The organism is Polaromonas sp. P4_F9 (assembly GCF_056401235.1).
Window position 1 is genome coordinate 180376 of sequence record NZ_JBFUJT010000005.1, and the last position, 15528, is coordinate 195903.

The 15528-nt window shown below is 63.0% G+C and carries 11 protein-coding genes; 1 reads left to right on the plus strand and 10 read right to left on the minus strand.

Annotation, left to right across the window (positions count from 1 at the left end):
- Positions 1–17: 17 nt before the first annotated feature.
- The 10 genes from AC1DUB_RS06750 to AC1DUB_RS06795 all read right to left on the minus strand — a co-directional run bounded on the left by AC1DUB_RS06750 (position 18) and on the right by AC1DUB_RS06795 (position 14554).
- Entirely contained in the window at positions 18–1583 is a 1566-nt protein-coding gene (locus AC1DUB_RS06750; RefSeq protein WP_477728861.1) for a sensor histidine kinase, read from the minus strand.
- 49 nt (positions 1584–1632) lie between these two features.
- Entirely contained in the window at positions 1633–2274 is a 642-nt protein-coding gene (locus AC1DUB_RS06755) for a response regulator (RefSeq protein WP_477728862.1), read from the minus strand.
- A 195-nt stretch (positions 2275–2469) separates the two neighbouring features.
- Complete coding sequence (locus AC1DUB_RS06760) at positions 2470–7155, minus strand: PAS domain S-box protein (RefSeq protein WP_477728863.1); 4686 nt, start codon at positions 7153–7155, stop codon at positions 2470–2472.
- A 117-nt stretch (positions 7156–7272) separates the two neighbouring features.
- Positions 7273–7713 carry a response regulator gene (locus AC1DUB_RS06765; RefSeq protein WP_477719085.1) on the minus strand — a complete coding sequence of 147 codons (441 nt, stop codon included), beginning with the start codon at positions 7711–7713 and terminating at the stop codon, positions 7273–7275.
- Positions 7714–7868: 155 nt separating this feature from the next.
- On the minus strand, positions 7869–8891 hold the full coding sequence (locus tag AC1DUB_RS06770) for a M48 family metallopeptidase (RefSeq protein WP_477728864.1): 1023 nt from the start codon (positions 8889–8891) through the stop codon (positions 7869–7871).
- Between the two features lie 73 nt (positions 8892–8964).
- Positions 8965–9735: a lysophospholipid acyltransferase family protein gene (locus AC1DUB_RS06775; protein ID WP_477728865.1), complete on the minus strand. Its 771-nt coding sequence runs from the start codon at positions 9733–9735 to the stop codon at positions 8965–8967.
- A 118-nt stretch (positions 9736–9853) separates the two neighbouring features.
- A complete protein-coding gene (gmhB, locus tag AC1DUB_RS06780; RefSeq protein WP_477728866.1) occupies positions 9854–10426 on the minus strand; it encodes a D-glycero-beta-D-manno-heptose 1,7-bisphosphate 7-phosphatase in 573 nt (190 codons plus the stop codon).
- Positions 10427–10462: 36 nt separating this feature from the next.
- Positions 10463–12580 carry a glycine--tRNA ligase subunit beta gene (glyS, locus tag AC1DUB_RS06785; protein ID WP_477728867.1) on the minus strand — a complete coding sequence of 706 codons (2118 nt, stop codon included), beginning with the start codon at positions 12578–12580 and terminating at the stop codon, positions 10463–10465.
- Positions 12581–12585: 5 nt separating this feature from the next.
- Positions 12586–13506, minus strand: coding sequence for a glycine--tRNA ligase subunit alpha (gene glyQ / locus AC1DUB_RS06790; RefSeq protein WP_477728868.1), 921 nt, complete (start codon positions 13504–13506; stop codon positions 12586–12588).
- A gap of 79 nt (positions 13507–13585) precedes the next feature.
- Complete coding sequence (locus AC1DUB_RS06795; RefSeq protein ID WP_477728869.1) at positions 13586–14554, minus strand: LysR family transcriptional regulator; 969 nt, start codon at positions 14552–14554, stop codon at positions 13586–13588.
- Between the two features lie 160 nt (positions 14555–14714).
- Here AC1DUB_RS06795 and AC1DUB_RS06800 point away from each other — a divergent pair, with 160 nt between their 5' ends.
- Positions 14715–15464 carry an SDR family oxidoreductase gene (locus AC1DUB_RS06800; protein ID WP_477728870.1) on the plus strand — a complete coding sequence of 250 codons (750 nt, stop codon included), beginning with the start codon at positions 14715–14717 and terminating at the stop codon, positions 15462–15464.
- The last annotated feature ends 64 nt before the right edge of the window (positions 15465–15528 follow it).

The window sequence follows — 15528 nt, forward strand, 5'->3', positions numbered from 1 at the left end:
GGGCTTTCAGGCGGCCATCAGACGCTGTCGGCAGCGTGCGGTAGTGCCATGAAAAAACTGGCCCCGGCCTGGTCAGCGGTTTCAGCCCAGACCTTGCCGCCGTGCAGGGCCGCAACCCCCTTGACGATCGCCAGACCCAGGCCGTTGCCCGGGAAGTCGGCTGAAGAGTGCAGGCGCTGGAAAGCGGTGAAAAGCTTGCCGCTGTAGGCCATATCAAAGCCCGCACCATTGTCGGACACCAGCAGGACCAGCTCGCCGCGCCTGCTGCCGGGCATCAGCCCCACCTTGATCCAGCCCTCGGCTTTTTTGGAGGTGAATTTCCAGGCGTTTTCCAACAGGCAGGCCAAGGCCGTCGCCAGCAGCCCCTTGTCGCCGACCAGCAGCAGGCTGGCATCCATCTCGATCGCCACGTTGCGGCCCGGCTCGCGTTTGCGCAAATCGTCGACCAGTGCGCGGCAGATGGGTACCAGGTCGAACTTTTCAGGATTGCCGGAAAGTTCCGGCAGCTGGACCAGGGTCCGCAGGTCATCCACCAGCTTGGCCAGTTGGCGGGTGCTGGCCTGAATGCGGTTCACATAGTGCAGCCCGGATGCATCGAGCGCCGTCGAATAGTTTTTTGCCAGCATTTTCGCGAACCCGTTGACGGCATGCAGCGGCCCCTGCAAGTCGTGGGACACCGCACGGGTGAAAGCGGCCACATCGCGCCTGGCTTTTCCCAGTTCGCTCTGGCACTTGGCCAGCTCCTGCTCCAGCTCTGCATTGACCCGCCGCAAGGCGCCATCGGCCAGGTGGCGCTGCGAGACATCCGCCAGGCTCACGAAAACGGCCTGCTGGCCGTTCCAGCTGAGCGCGCCGCATGCCAGCTCCACCAGCACCTGCTGCCCATCCGCCTTTTGCTGTTGGCACAGGCGCAGTTCGAGCTGGCCCTCCCTGACGCCTTTGCCCGACGCCAGCGAATCGAGCAATGCGGCGCCTTCTCCCTCGGGAAACAGCGCATCCATGCCCAGCGTCAGGAACTTCTTGCGCGCAATGCCATAAAACTCGACCGCCGCCTGGTTGACAGCAAGGATGCGCATGGAGCTGCCGTCAAAGATCCACATCGGGTTGGGATTGGCCTCAAAAATCAGCTGGTTGTAGCGCTCGCTGTCTTCCAGCACATCCAGCAACCTTTGCGTGGACGAGACATCCCTGAGGCTGACGACATAGCCGGGGGGCTGCCGTGTAAACGCGTACCGGACCCACTTGTCTTCAAACTTGTCGTGGGCAACAAAGGCGTGCCGCGCGGCAAAGGTCAGGGCCTGGCCCGTGGCGCTCTGGTGCTGCTCGGTGATTTCTTCTGGCACGGCCTCCCAGAAATCGAGCCCGGACAGGGCCGGTAGCACGCAATGCAGGAGCTCCAGCGCGCGGGAATTCGCCTCGGTGATCCGGCCTTGTTCGTCGAGCAGCACCGTACCGTCGCCGGCCTGCTCCAGAGGCCCCCAGCCCAGTTCCGCCGGCGCCGCCGACCGATCCCCGTTCTGCGCACCCGGGCCGGGCATCTTGTCTGCCAGCTTCATCCCGAACAGGTTGAGGAATCGGCTCATGAGGATTGTTTGATTCGGGCTCGCTTGCTTCAGGTTTCGGTGCAGCCTGTTAATGCCACTTGCGGTTGGCGGTCACCAGTGCCGTGACATACCCGTGCAGCCAGTCGAAATTCACCGGCTTCTGCAGCCGGTGGGCATCCGGCGGCAGACCGCCCCGCTCTTCAATGGCCTCGGGCGGCAAGCCGCTGATCACAATAATCTGCATGTCCGCCAGCTGCTGGTTGCGCTTGAGGGCCTTGAGCATTTCAATGCCATCGACGCCGGGCATGGACAGGTCAGTGATCAGCAAATCCGGACGCATGCTGGCAATGTCCATCAAGGCCTCGAGTGCGGATGGCATCCAGGTGCAATCAACCGGCAGATCCCAGTCCTCAAACTGGAGCTGGTACAGCTCCCGGGTCGCCTCGTCGTCCTCGACCAGCAGCACGCGCAAACGGTTCTTCGGGTCGGTGTCGACCTTGGTGGTTTGCGGGTTGTTTTTGGCCAGATAGGCATTGATGGACTGCAGGGCAATCCGGCGATGGCCTCCCAGGGTCTTCCAGGCGTCTATTTCTCCTTTTTCGACCAACGACTGCACCGTGGCGACCGAGAGCCCGAGCAGCTTGGCGGCATAGCTGGTGCCACAGTAGTCGTCACTGGAGAAGTCTGTCGCCGTGATGGCATCTTCAAAGGATTTGGGTTCACGCGACATGGCGGCCTGTCGTAACAGAGATGGAACTTGTCATTTTCAGCATTTTAATTAGTTCAGCAATTTAAAACAGGCGGGAAAAGCCGGGGCAACGCAAATAAAGACCGGGAAAGACCGGGGCGAGGTGTGGCGTCCGGCGGGGAATGAGTGAGGAAAGCGAGGAAAGTGGCGAAAGTGGGGTGGATCGGGCTGATCTGCTCAGACCGAAATGGCGGTCCTGGGCAGGGTAAAGAAAAAAGTGGCCCCGCCGCCGGGCTCGGATTGCGCCCACAGCCGGCCGCCGTGCCTGCCAATCACACGGCTGGCCGAGGCCAGCCCGATACCGGTGCCGGCAAACTCCGACGCCGCATGCAAACGCTGAAAAGGGTTGAACAGTTTGTCAACATACGCCATGTCGAAACCGGCACCGTTATCCCGGACGATGAAGACCGGCAGCCCCGCTGCGTCAGGTTGCTGGTTGACGCTGATGCTCGCCTCGGCTTTACGCGAGGTGAACTTCCAGGCATTGCTCAGCAGGTTTTCCATCACCACGCCCAAAAGGCGCGAGTCGCCATGCGCCTGCAGGCCACGTTCAATATGGACCGCGACCCGGCGTTCGGGATCACGCGCCTGCCACTCCCCCAGAATCCGGTGGGACAGCGCAGAAAGGTCCACCGGTTCCACCCGCAGCTGCGCGCGCGATACCTGTGCCAGCGAGAGCAGGTCTTCAATCAATTGCCCCATCTGCGCCACACCCGCCTGGATGCGCGACAGGTAGTGCCGGCTCTTCTCGTTGGCATTGCCGGGAAGCTGCTTGGACAGCAGGCGGCTGAACCCGTCAATGGTGTTGAGCGGTGAGCGCAGGTCGTGGGAGACAGAATATGAAAAGGCCTCGAGCTCGTGGTTTGACAGGCGCAAGGCGGCCTCGATGGCCTTGATTTCGGTGATGTCCGCGTCAATCCCCACCCAAAAGGCCAGTTCGCCCCGCTCGTCAAGCACCGGCGTGGCCCGGGAGGACATGGTGTGGTAGCTGCCGTCCGTGGCGCGCAGGCGGCGGATGTTCTCATACTGCGACTTGCTGGCGCTGGCCAGTTGCCAGCTCGCCTTGACTTCGGGCAGATCTTCCGGATGGATCGCGGTGAGCCATCGCGCCCCGGCCCAGTCCCTGAACCGGCCGCCCACCAGGTCAAACCAGGCCTGGTTGTAATACGTTGCGGCGCCATGCGGGTCGGCGGTCCACACCACCTGCGGCGCCCGCTCGGCCAGGGCGCGGAACAAGGCCTCCTGCCGGGTCAGCGCGGCGGTGCGCTCCGCAACTTTTTGCTCGAGCCCCGCATTGAGCCGCCCCACTTCTTCCAGCAACTGAACATTTTCTATGGCGATGGAGGCGAGCTGCGCAAGCTCCATCGCCACATATTCGTCCTGCTGGGTGAACTCGCCCTCGTATTTGTCCGAGAGCTGGAGCACGCCCATGTTTTGTCCGCTCCGGGCCACCAGGGGTACCGCCAGCCAGCCGCGCATCGCGGGGTGCTTGTCGGCATGGCTGCCAAAGCCGCGCCAGCGCGGGTGCGCTTCCAGCTCGGCCTGGGTCAGCCGCATGGACCGGTTGTTCTCGCAGATGGCGGCGTAGATGCCGGTGCCGTCCGGTGGCTTCATCCGATCACGGTATGCCGCATATTTCTCGGACAGGGACAGCGCGTTGATGGCCTGCGCCCAGTCGCTGTTCATGGTCAGGCTCACCGCGGACTGGTGGGCGCCAATCACCCCCCGGGCCTGCTCGGCAAATTCCTGCATGGTGCCATCCAGCGTCTGGTGCCAGGTGATGGCCGCGGCGGCGTCGGCGGCGCGCTGCAGGGTGAACAGGTATTCCTGGGCATCCTTTTCGGCCTTCACCTGCGAGCTCACGTCGAACGCAACCACCAGCCGCGCCGGTCTGCCTTCGTACTGGATCTTGCGGGAAACCGTCTCGACATGCCAGTCGGCGCCGTCCCTGGAACGGTGCACGCGGCGGTTGACGGGCTTGTGGACTCCGCTGGCGATTTCAGCCTTCAAGCGCTGGGCCTCATCCTCCGAACGGATATCAAAAATCGTCATGGCCAGCAATTCTTCGCGCGTGTAACCGTAACGCTCGGTGCACGCGCCATTGACCGCCAAAAAGGCATTGGTCTGTCCATCAACGATCCACATCGGCACCGGTGCAGCCTCGAACAGCGCGGCATAACGCTGCTCGCTGTCGATGAGCGCCTGCCGGGCCAGCTTGCGCTGGGTGATGTCCCGCTCGACCGCCACCCAATGCCTGAACCCGCCCTGGGCGTCGGCAACGGGAACAATGTCGAGGTCGAGCCAGAACGGCTCGCCGCTCTTGGTGTAATTGATCAGCTCAGCCTGGACCGGCTGCCACTTCCGCAGCGCCGCACCGATGCGATCAAGCTCGGCGCGCTGGGTCTGGGGTCCCTGCAGGATGCGCGGGGTCTTGCCCAGCACCTCTTCACGGCTGTAGCCCGTGCGGCGCACGAACGCGTCATTGACAAAGACAATGCGGGGCCCGGGCTCGTCAAAGGGCTCCGCTTCGGTGATGACCACCATGTCATTGAGGCGTGAAATGCTGGCCTCCAGCAGGCGCAGGTGCTCCCGTGACTCATGCTGCGCGGTGATGTCCTGAAAGGCGCCGGCAAGCCGCACCACCTTGCCATCCTGCATGAACGCCTGGCCCTGCGTCCGCACCCAGATGCGCCGGCCCGTCCGCGTGGTCAGGGGTGACTCCAGGTCCCAGGGCGTTCCATGGTCGATCGCCGCCTGCACCGTCGCCAGGAACACCTCGCGCGCGCCCGGGGGGTAGGCATTTTTGACATCTTCCACATTCAGCGCGGTGCCCGGCCTCAGGTCAAGCAGCCGGTACAGCTGTTCAGAGTAGGTCAGGTGCAGGCCCTCCACCACCAGTTCCCATCCACCCACCTTGGCCATTTCACCGGTGCGGCGCAGCAGGTCGGAACTGGCGACGAGCGCCAGCTCGGACTGTTTGCGCGCCGTGATGTCCTGCACCATGCCGGAGAAGTAGGCCGCCTGCCCTTTTTCGCCCACGTGGTACTTGCCCAGCTGGTAAAACCACAGGACATTCATCGCCGGGGTCACGATGCGGTACTCGGCCACAAAATCGGAACCCCGCTGCAGGGACTGTTCACGGCTCAGCACGTAGTCGGCCCTGTCGTCCGGATGAATCAGCTGCAGGAAGGTTTCGTAACGCCCGTCAAACGACTCAGGCGTAAAGCCGGTCAGCTCGTAGACCTCGTCCGACCACCAGATGCGCTGGGTCACCGGATCAAGCTCCCAGCTGCCCATGCGGCCCAGACGCTGGGAATCCAGCAGCTTGCGCTGGACCGCGCGCAGCTTGTCATAGCTGTGTGCCTGCGCCAGCTGCAGCTGCTCCAGCTGTGTGATGTCGGCAAACACCATCAACGCGCCCACCAGCCCGGCGCTGCCGTGCAGGGGCCGGTAAGTGCAGCTGATCAGGCGTCCCGCAGGCACGGCGGCGTTGCGCATCAGGATGTGCTGCGGCCCACCGCTTTGCCCCTGAAGAGCCTTGTACAGCGGCAATTGGTCAAAGGCGTACAGGGTGTCGGTGCCGGGCACATACAGCCCGAGGTGCTGCGGCCATTCGGCGGACAACACCGTCGGGGCCTGCGCCAGGACATCCGGGGCAAACAGCCGGGAGGAGGCCGCTTCGTTGACCAGCAGCGGACGGCCAGAGGCGTCCACGGCGACCAGGCCCTCCTGCATGCTGTTGATCGTCAGGTCCAGCGTGGCCCGTGCCTGCTGGCTTCGCGCCAGTTCGGCTTCAAGGTCCTGCTCGCGCTGCTGAAGCGCCTCGGCCATGACGTTGAAACCGCCGGCAATTTTGGTGAACTCACCCGCATCCTCAACCGCGGGCATCGGGATGCGTACATCCCGCTGGCCGTTCTGAAGCAAGCGGGTCGCGTCCAGAATTTCCCGGGTGGGCTTCACGATGGTGCGCCCTCCCATCATCCAGGCAATCCAGGCCCCGAGAAACGCCACCAGCGCGAGGACGGCCAACTCAATCCACAGCTGACGCTGGCCGGGCCCCACGACAAGTTCACGGTTGATGCTGATCGCGACGAAAAAGGCTGTCTCTGCCAGGGGACTGCTGGGCATGAAGGCCCAAAGGCGCAGCTGACCCGCGGCGTCCACGCCTTCGCGCACGCCGGTGCTCATCGTTTTCACGGCGTCCTGCAAAACCCGGCTGGCAGCCTTTTGCCCAACCTTGATGGGGAGCTCGGGTTTGCTCGCCAGCAACACGCCATTGCGATCGTGGATGCCCACCGCGGCACCGGGCGGCACCTGAATGGCGGCAACCGACTTCGCCATCTCGGTCAAATCGACCGCAACATAGACAACGCGCAAGACCTGCCCGTCCTCGCCAAGCACCGGCAACGCAAATGTGATGCTGGGTTTTCCCGACAGGCGCCCCAGGATGTACTCGCCGGCGACAAAACTGCGGCGAGCCACTGCGGCGCGAAAATAATCGCGATCCCCCAGGTAAGCCGGCCGGCTGTCGATTCCGTGGCAACGTGCATAGCCGTCAACGCCAATGATGCCCAGGTTGGCGTAGATGGAGAACTTCTCCCGCAAGGTTTTGAAATACCGTTGGCAGTCCAGGGATTTCTCGCTGGTCAGGCCGGGCATGCTGGCAATCGAAATCAGGATCTGGTGCGCAGATTCGGCCACCCGGGCCTGGTTGGCAGCGACCAGTGAAACGGCAAACTGCAGGTTGGCGGTGGCGCGTTTGATGGCCGCATCCGAGTCGACCCAGGCCTTGAAAATGGACAGGCCAAACAGCGGGACAATCGCCGCAACCACCAGCATCACCAGGCGCGTCCGCAGCGTCATCCGACCCATCATCGCATCAGCCTTTCAAATGGCGACTGCCGTGCAGGAATTGGCACGCCGGCCAGGCACAGCCCGCATCAAGCGGTGGAGCCTGAATGTGGGATGACGCGCGGACCGTCATCCCGTCGCGGTTGACTCATTGACATTCAGCCAGTAGGCCTGCAGGCAATTGAGTTTTTCGGTGAAGTCCCCAAAGTCGACCGGTTTGCGCACAAAACCGTTGGCCCCACTCTGGTAGCAGGCCACGATGTCAGACTGCTCGCTGGACGACGTCAGCATCACCACCGGCACCAGGGCCGTCAGGGGATTGCTGCGAACACTGCGCAGCACGTCCAGTCCGGACAGCTTGGGCAGCTTCATGTCCAGCAGGATCAGCGAAGGCTGCTTTTGGGTGTCACGGCCGGCATGGCTGCCCTGCCCAAACAGGTAATCCAGCGCCTGGGCGCCATCGCGCGCGACCGCAATCTCGGCGGACACGCCCTGCTCTTCCAGCGTCAGTACAGTCAGCTCAAGGTGGTCGGGATTGTCTTCAACGACCAGTATCAGCTTGTGGTTCATGAGTTTTCCCGATTACGACTATCAACTTCCCTGTGATTTTATGGTTTTAGTCAGATTAAGGGGTTAAACTCCATTGTTACGATTCCTTACTTTCGTGACTTACCTCATGGAAGCACCAAATCTTTGCCGCGGACAAGCACACTCCGGGCCCTGAGTCACCAGCGGGGAATGGCTTCATCCTTCAATTGCCCGCGCAACTCAGCATAATCGGGCACGACCGCCCGCACAGTGTCCCAGAAACGCGGGCTGTGATCCATCACCCGCAAGTGGCTCAACTCGTGAACCACCACGTAGTCAATCACCGACTGCTTGAAATGAATCAGCCGCCAGTTCAGGCGGATGGAGCCATCGGCGCTGGCGCTGCCCCAGCGCGTGCCGGCACTGCTCAGGCTCAGCTTGCGCCACTGTACCCCCAGATGCGGTGCGAAATGATTCAGCCGCTCGGTGAAAATGCGCTTGGCCTGGCGCATCAGCCAGGCCTGCACGGTATCGCGGATCTGCTCGGGCGTGGCGCTGTTGGGCAGGCCCACGTGCAGGCTCAGCTGTGCCACGCCGGACCGCATGTCGTTATGCGGCTCATCGTCAGCGTGCAGCAAAACCTCGGCGGCGCGGGTCTTGAGCTCGGCGCCCACGCCGCCAAACGCATGGCGCGAATCGATCGCCACCATGACCGGCTCACCCAGGAAAGGAAGGGTGACGCCGTCTTTCCAGTCGATGCGCGCAGACTCGAGCCGGTGATGGCGCTCGCGGCTTTCCTGCAGCTTCTTGAGGATCCAGCCCGACTTCTCCAGCACGGCCTTGTCAATTTCATACAGCGGCACCCATTTGGGCGCACTGACCGCGAGTCCGTCGGTGCCCACGGAAAACCCGATGGTGCGGCGTTTGCCCCGTCTGAACTCATAAGCCACCAACACGCCATCGAGCAGGGCCTCGCGCTTGGCGCGTGGATGGCGAAAAGTGGCCGGCCCCAGCGCCTGCTGCAGGGTCTGAGGGGGAAGATCATCCGTGGACGGGTTGGCGCTTGCTATTTTTTCAATAGCAGAATGCGTGTGGCTTTCGGGGACTGGCGGCGGTATGTCGTTTGAAGCCGGCGCGGCTTCAGGACCTGCGGCGTTCGCAGGAGGTGCCGGCTCCCGCTCAAAGAGGTCGAGAGTGAGCTGTACAAGCCTTTGCATCATGGCAGTTTAGCGGGCGCGGCGGCCGGGCACCAGACCGATCTCGGCTTGTACGCCACTTGTCCGCCTGAATGGCTCAGGCAGAGGGCGCGGTTGGCACGGCGTCACCGACGGTGGCGTAAGCCTCCGGGTCGAGGCGGTGCATCTCGGCTTCAATCCACCGCTCCACTTCCCGCATCAGCTCATCGGGTTTTCGGCCGGCGCTGTCAATCGGCTTGCCAATCGAGATGTCCACCACGCCCGGCTTTTTGATGAAGGCCTTGCGCGGCCAGCACTTGGCCGACGTCACGGCAATCGGAATCACCGGCGCGCCGGTTTCGATGGCCAGCCGTGTGCCTCCGGATTTGTAAACCCCTTTTTGCCCGCGTGGAATCCGCGTTCCCTCGGGAAACATGATCACCCAGGTCCCCTGGCTCATCAGCCGCTTGCCCTGCGCGACGACTTTGTTGAAGGCCTGCGCCCGCTGGCTGCGGTCGATATGGATCATGTCCATGCGCGCCATGGCCCAGCCAAAAAATGGCACGTAGAGCAACTCTTTCTTGAACACGTAGGCCAGCGGATGCGGCATCAGCGTGGGCATGCACAGGGTCTCCCAGGTGCTCTGGTGCTTGAGCAGCAGCACCGCGGCGCTGGTCTGGCCCGTGGGCAGGTTTTCCATGCCGGTCACCCGGTTTTTGATGCCCAGGATGACCGTGCCGCCGCTGACCGCCACGCGCAGCCAGCCCGCGCACATCCAGTACATCGTGGTGCTGCTGACAAACAGCGAGGCGATGATCACAAAAATGGCCCACGGAATCACCGTCAAGGCCATCCACAGCATGTGCAGGATGGATCGGATCAGGGGCATGTCAGTGTTCCGGCGTTCGGGATAAATTCATTCGGATTAAATTTGCAAGTCGTCTGAAGGCCTGCAGCCGCCTGGCGCCCATTCCATTCGGTGCAACAAGCGCAGCAAGCCTTCATATTTATAGCGACGCCGGCGAGGGCCGGGCGTTGCGCTCCAGGAGGAAGTCGGCAAACGCCGACAGGTCCTGGTGCACCACAGTGCCCGGCGGCAAGCCTTCGGGCGGCGGGCCGCCGCGGTACTGCGCCGACTTGCCGGTGAGCACCAGGTGCGGCTCGCAACCGGCCGCGGCACCTGCCAGCAGATCACGCAGGGAATCACCGGCGGTCGGCACCCCCAAGAGCTGCACGCCAAAACGCGCACCGATCTGCTCGAACAGGCCCGGCAGGGGCTTGCGGCATTGGCAAGCCTCCTCGGGGCTGTGAGGACAGTAAAACACGGCGTCGACACGCCCGCCCAGGGCGGCCAGCATCTGGTTCATTTTGGCGTGCATCGCATTGAGCGAGGCCACATCAAACAAGCCCCGCCCCAGGCCCGATTGATTGGACGCAATGACGACATGCCAGCCCGCATGGTTGAGCCGGGCAATCGCCTCCAGCGCACCGGGCAGCGGCATCCACTCCTCCGGCGTCTTGACGAAGTCGTCGCTGTCGCTGTTGATGGTGCCGTCGCGGTCGAGGATGACGAGTTTCATGGTGCTTTGCATTGAAGGGTCAGACAGCGAGGGGGCTCATGTTGCCAGCTTGGACAGATCGGCCACGCGGTTCATGGCTTGGTGCAGCGTGGCGAGCAGGCCGAGGCGGTTGGCGCGCAGAGCCGGGTCTTCGGCATTGACCATGACGTTGTCGAAGAAGGCGTCGACCGGCGCTTTCAATGCGGCCAGTGCCTGCAGCGACGCTGCATAGTCGCCGGAAGCAAACGCGGCTTCGGCCTTGGGCGAAACTGCCTGTAATGCTTCTGCGAGGGATTTTTCAGCAGCTTCCTGCAAGAGTTCGGGCTTGATGCCGGCTTCGACCGCTCCGTCTGCCTTCTTCAGAATATTGCCGACGCGCTTGTTGGCAGCAGCCAGGGCCGGCGCCTCGGGTAGCGCGGCAAAGGCGCGCACCGCCGCTAGTTGCTTGGGTACCAGATTCAGCCGCACAGGATTAAGCGACATGACAGCATCCACTTCTTGCGGCGTAAACGCCTCCTCCCGCAGCAATCCGGCAAAACGCTCCAGCATGAAAATAGACAAATCAGTATGAGCTTGCCCTACTAAACCTGAAGGGAATGCGGTAAACGCATCATTGATCAGGTCGTGCAATGACACATCCAAGTCACGCTCAACAAGGATTCGAATGACTCCCAACGCATGGCGACGCAGCGCAAACGGATCCTTGTCACCCGTAGGGAGATTGCCAATGCCGAACATGCCCACCAGCGTTTCCAGCTTGTCGGCCAACGACACGATCACGCCAACATTGCCGCGCGGCAAGTCGTCGCCCGCAAAACGCGGCTTGTAGTGGTCTTCAATCGCATCGGCCACGTCCACGGCCAGGCCATCATTGAGCGCGTAATAGCGCCCCATGGTGCCTTGCAATTCCGGGAATTCGCCGACCATGTCGGTCACCAGGTCGGTCTTGGCCAATTGCGCAGCTTGATCGGCTTGTTGCACCAATGTCGCGTCGCCCAGTTTTTCGGCGATTGCCCGGGCAATGGCACGAACCCGCTCCATACGCTCGCCCTGCGAACCCAGCTTGTTGTGATAAACCACCTTGTCCAGCCCGGCCACGCGCGATTCCAGCGTCTTCTTGCGGTCCTGGTCAAAGAAGAATTTGGCATCGGCCAGGCGCGGCCGCACGACGCGCTCGTTGCCGCCAATCACCGCGCTCGCGTCGGTGGGGCTGATATTGCTGACTACGAGGAACTTGTGGGTCAGCTTGCCCTGCGCATCGAGCAGCGGGAAGTATTTCTGGTTGGCCTTCATCGTGAGGATCAGGCACTCCTGCGGCACGTCGAGGAATTCCTTTTCGAACTCGCAGACCAGCACGTTGGGGCGCTCGACCAGTGCGGTCACCTCATCGAGCAAGGCGTCGTCTTCAATCGCCCGGGCGCCACCGCCCACCTTGGAAGCAGCAGCCGCCAGCTGGCGGGCAATCTCGGCCTTGCGTTCGGCAAAACTGGCGATCACCGCGCCATCCATTTGCAGCGTGGCCGCGTAGCTGTCAGCGTTCTTCAGCACCACCGGGTCGACCGCAGCCTCAAACCGATGGCCGTGCGTGATGTTGCCGGCCTTCAGGCCCAACGCTTCAATGGCGACGACATCGCTGCCGTGCAGCGCGACCAGTCCGTGCGCGGGGCGCACAAACTTGACGTCGCTCCAGCCGTCTGCCAGCTGATAGGTCATGACCTTGGGAATCGGCAGTTTGGCAATCGCTTCCAGCAGGGCTTTCTGCAGGCCCTCCGCCAGCGTGGCGCCAGTCACGGTGCTGTTGTAGAAAAGCGCTTCCGCCTTTCCATCCGGTGCGCGCTTGAGGCCCGCCACGGCAGAGGCATCGGCGCCCAGCGCCTGCAGCTTTTTCAGCAGGGCCGGTGTGGCATTGCCCGACGCGTCGAGCCCGACGGTGACGGGCATGAGTTTTTGCGAGACGGCCTTGTCGGCGGCCTGCGCAGCGACAGCCGTCACATGCGCGGCAAGGCGGCGTGGCGAGGCGAAAGACGTGAGCGCTGATTCAGCAGTCGTCAGGCCCTGCGCCTTGAGTTGCTCCAGCAGCACGCCGGCAAACGCATCACCCAATTTCTTGAGTGCCTTGGGCGGCAGCTCCTCCACAAACAGTTCAACCAGAAGGTTTTGGGTAGTCATCGTCATCGCTCTCACGCCGCCTTCTTCGTCATCTGTTCCACCCACTCGCGGGGCGCCATCGGGAAGCCGAGCCGTTCGCGGCTTTCATAGTAGCTCTGTGCCACGGCACGCGCCAGGTTGCGGATGCGGCCGATGTAGGCGGCGCGTTCCGTCACCGAAATCGCGCCCCGGGCGTCCAGCAGGTTGAAGCTGTGCGCGGCCTTCAGCACCTGCTCGTACGCGGGCAGGGCCAGTTGCACGCCAATCAGGTGTTTGGCCTGCTTTTCATGCGCCGTAAAGGCGGCGAACAGGAAGTCGGCATCGCTGTGCTCGAAGTTGTAGGTGGACTGCTCCACCTCGTTTTGCTTGTAGACATCGCCGTAGCTCAGCTTCGATCCATCAGGTCCTTCGGTCCACGTCAGGTTGTAGACGTTGTCCACGCCCTGCAGGTACATGGCCAGGCGCTCCAGTCCGTAGGTGATCTCGCCGGTGATGGGCTTGCAGTCGATGCCGCCGACCTGCTGGAAGTAGGTGAACTGCGTGACTTCCATGCCGTTGAGCCAGACTTCCCAGCCCAGGCCCCAGGCGCCGAGCGTGGGGTTTTCCCAGTCGTCCTCGACAAAGCGGATGTCGTTTTTCTTCAGATCAAAACCGAGGGCTTCCAGCGAGCCGAGGTAAAGCTCCAGGATGTTGGCCGGTGCGGGCTTGAGCACCACCTGGTACTGGTAGTAGTGCTGCAGGCGGTTGGGGTTCTCGCCATAGCGGCCGTCCTTCGGCCGGCGGCTCGGCTGCACGTAGGCGGCCTTCCACGGCTCGGGGCCCAGCGCTCTTAAAAAAGTAGCAGTGTGTGACGTTCCGGCGCCGACTTCCATATCATAGGGCTGCAACAGGGCGCAGCCCTGGGCATCCCAGTAGGACTGCAGCTTCAGGATAATTTGCTGGAAAGTGAGCATAGGAGTGTTGGTGACAAAGGCGCGGCGCCTGCTTCGGCGCCGCGGGTAGCGACAACTGACGTGGCAATCGCTAAACCATTCATTTTACGCGGCGATGACGGGCCGCCCGGGCAGCCGCCTTCTCCGGCACTCCCCGGCCCGGCGGGACTTCCCACGCAGGGGCGGGCCGGAACGCCTCCACCAGAAAATCCACCATGACCCGGACCTTGGCGCTCAGGTGGCGGCGGCTGGGGTAGACGGCCAGCACGTCAATGTCGGGCATGCGGTAGCCAGGCAGCAGGGCAACCAGCCGCCCGGCCTTCAAATCGTCCCCGATCAGGAAGGCCGGCTGCCAGATGACGCCCTGCCCGGCAATCGCCGCTTCGCGCGCCGTGTCGCCGTTATTGGCATGCATGACGTAATTGACCTTGACCATGTGCGGCCGGCCCGCGTCATCCACAAAATGCCATTCGTTGGCGGTGGCCGCATAGGTATAGCCGAGGCACCGGTGCCCCACCAGGTCTGCGGGCTTTTCGGGCTGCCCGTGCGCTTTCAGGTAGGCCGGTGAGGCGCAGACGACGTTGCGGGACGTCGCCAGCTTGCGCGCCGCATGGGAGGCCGACCCGGCGCGTGAGATGCGAATGGCCAGGTCATAGCCCTCCTCCACGATATCCACCACCCGGTCGCTCAGCGCAATGTCCAGTTCCACCTCGGGATAGCTCTGCATGAAGCGCGGCCACAGCGGCGCCAGGTGCCGGATGCCAAAGCTCACCGGCGCATTGATGCGCAAACGCCCGCGCGGCTGCAGGGTGGCCGACGAGGCCAGCGCCTCGGCATCGGCGACTTCTTCCAGGATGGATTTGCTGCGCTCGTACAGCGCCTCACCACTCTCCGTCAGGGACAGCTTGCGCGAGCTGCGGTTCAGCAGGCGGGTACCGAGGTGGGCTTCCAGCTCGTTGATGTAGCGCGTGACATTGGCCGGGGAGGTGTCGAGGGCGTCGGCGGCACGCGTGAAGCTGCCCCGGCTCACGACAGAGGCGAACACCTCGAAAGCGCGCAAGCGGTCCATCACACCCCCAAACATTCATAAAAGCTGAACGATTAAACCACTTTTCAGGCCTTCTTCCAAGTGAAGATAAATCCTACAGTTCATCCATCGGCGGGCACATCGCCCACCGACTTCCTCAAGACATTCTCCTGACCCCCTCCATACAACCCAAGGAATCATCATGCTGAACTTTGACAACAAAACCGTACTCGTCACCGGCGGCAGCAGCGGCATCGGCCTGGCCACCGCACTGCAATTTGCCCAACAGGGCGCACGCGTCATCATCACGGGCCGCGACCAGGCCGCGCTGGACCGGGCTCGTGCCGAGCTCGGCGCCAACGCAGTGGCCCTGCGCCATGACGCCGGTGATATCCACGCCGCCAAAGCCCTGGCGGCCAACCTGAAGGAGCAGGGCATCACACTGGACGCGCTGTTCGTCAACGCCGGCGTGGCGAAATTCGCGCCCCTCGAGGCCGTCGAAGAAGACCTCTGGGACCAGACCTTCAACGTCAACGTCAAGGGCGCCTTCTTCACGATCCAGGCGCTGTCGCCGCTGCTCAACACGGGTGCGGCCATCATCCTGAATGGCTCCATCAACGCCCACATCGGCATGCCGAACTCCAGCGTGTACGCCGCCAGCAAGGCTGCGCTGATTTCGCTGGCCAAAACGCTGTCGGGTGAACTGATCAGCCGCGGCATCCGCGTCAATGTGGTGAGCCCCGGCCCGGTGCACACGCCGCTGTATGGCAAGCTGGGTGTGCCTGCCGACCAGCTCGATGCGCTGGCCGCCGGCATTCAGGCGCAAGTTCCGCTCAAACGCTTCGGCACGCCCGATGAAGTGGCCAGCGCCGTCGTGTACCTGTCGTCGCCGGCGGCAGCCTTCATTGTCGGCACCGAGCTGATCGTGGACGGCGGCATGAGCCAGCTCTGAGCAAGGCGAACCACAAAAAAAAAGGCGGTGCCGCAAGGCCCGCCTTTTTTTACAACGGCGCGTG

What these genes read in the sequence shown, in the direction of transcription:
- AC1DUB_RS06770 (WP_477728864.1), bottom strand. Translation starts at nt 8,891, where the DNA reads ATGATGCAAAGGCTTGTACAGCTCACTCTCGACCTCTTTGAGCGGGAG.
- AC1DUB_RS06755 (WP_477728862.1), bottom strand. Translation starts at nt 2,274, where the DNA reads ATGTCGCGTGAACCCAAATCCTTTGAAGATGCCATCACGGCGACAGAC.
- AC1DUB_RS06795 (WP_477728869.1), bottom strand. Translation starts at nt 14,554, where the DNA reads ATGGACCGCTTGCGCGCTTTCGAGGTGTTCGCCTCTGTCGTGAGCCGG.
- AC1DUB_RS06800 (WP_477728870.1), top strand. Translation starts at nt 14,715, where the DNA reads ATGCTGAACTTTGACAACAAAACCGTACTCGTCACCGGCGGCAGCAGC.
- AC1DUB_RS06750 (WP_477728861.1), bottom strand. Translation starts at nt 1,583, where the DNA reads ATGAGCCGATTCCTCAACCTGTTCGGGATGAAGCTGGCAGACAAGATG.
- AC1DUB_RS06765 (WP_477719085.1), bottom strand. Translation starts at nt 7,713, where the DNA reads ATGAACCACAAGCTGATACTGGTCGTTGAAGACAATCCCGACCACCTT.
- AC1DUB_RS06775 (WP_477728865.1), bottom strand. Translation starts at nt 9,735, where the DNA reads ATGCCCCTGATCCGATCCATCCTGCACATGCTGTGGATGGCCTTGACG.
- AC1DUB_RS06760 (WP_477728863.1), bottom strand. Translation starts at nt 7,155, where the DNA reads ATGACGCTGCGGACGCGCCTGGTGATGCTGGTGGTTGCGGCGATTGTC.
- glyQ (WP_477728868.1), bottom strand. Translation starts at nt 13,506, where the DNA reads ATGCTCACTTTCCAGCAAATTATCCTGAAGCTGCAGTCCTACTGGGAT.
- gmhB (WP_477728866.1), bottom strand. Translation starts at nt 10,426, where the DNA reads ATGAAACTCGTCATCCTCGACCGCGACGGCACCATCAACAGCGACAGC.
- glyS (WP_477728867.1), bottom strand. Translation starts at nt 12,580, where the DNA reads ATGACGATGACTACCCAAAACCTTCTGGTTGAACTGTTTGTGGAGGAG.